The sequence below is a fragment of the Pseudonocardia sulfidoxydans NBRC 16205 genome (genome assembly GCF_007989085.1).
GTDB lineage: Bacteria > Actinomycetota > Actinomycetes > Mycobacteriales > Pseudonocardiaceae > Pseudonocardia > Pseudonocardia sulfidoxydans.
Window position 1 is genome coordinate 1 of sequence record NZ_BJVJ01000193.1, and the last position, 752, is coordinate 752.

Consider the following 752-nt stretch of genomic DNA (forward strand, 5'->3'; position numbering starts at 1 on the left):
TGCGTTGTCGAGCGCGTCGCCGACGGTCCCGATCGAGCCGGCGATCCCGGCCTCGGCGAGTTGCTCCGTGAACGCCAGCGACGTATATTGAGACCCGGCATCGGAATGATGTATCAAACCTTCCGCGGTGAACTCGCTGATCGCCCGTTGCCGAGTGGACAACGCCTGCGCCAAGGCTCCTGAGACGAGATCGGTGGTCTTGCTCATCGACGCCTTCCACCCGAGGATTCTCCGCGAGTAGACGTCGGTCACGAACGACACGTAGCAGAATCCGGACGCGGTCCACACGTACGTGAAATCCGCGACCCACAGCGCATCCGGTCGAGTCGGCGCCGCCCAGGCCCGCTTGACCAGGTCAGGATGCCTGGCAGCGCGCTGGTCACGGGTCGTCGTGGTCGTGTGATGCACCCCCCGACGCACACCCTGGATCCCGGCGACACGCATCAGCCGACCCATCTGGTCACGGCCGATCCGCAGTCCTTCCCGCCGCGCCGCACGCCACATCTTCCGCACCCCGTACACACACCTGTTCTGTCGATAGAGGTCCACGACCCGGTTCACCAGATACGCCTCATCCAACTGACGGTCCGTCACCGGGCGGGCTCGCCAGCGATAATACGTCTGCGGGGCGATCTGCACCCCGTGCTCCGACAACACGGCACAGATCGGCTCGACCCCGAAACGGCTTCGATGCTCGTGAACGAACAGAAGTCTTACTTGAGTCGACGGTCCAGCTCCGCCTGAGCGAAAAA

General features: G+C 64.1%; 1 protein-coding gene and 1 other annotated feature. The gene reads right to left on the bottom strand.

What is annotated here, in order from left to right; genetic code table 11:
* On the bottom strand, positions 1-752 hold a 752-nt coding region (locus tag PSU4_RS30985; protein WP_147116238.1), incomplete at both ends, for an IS3 family transposase.
* Positions 625-752: a sequence feature (AL1L pseudoknot), on the bottom strand. This feature is flagged as partial in the annotation. It overlaps the preceding gene by 128 nt.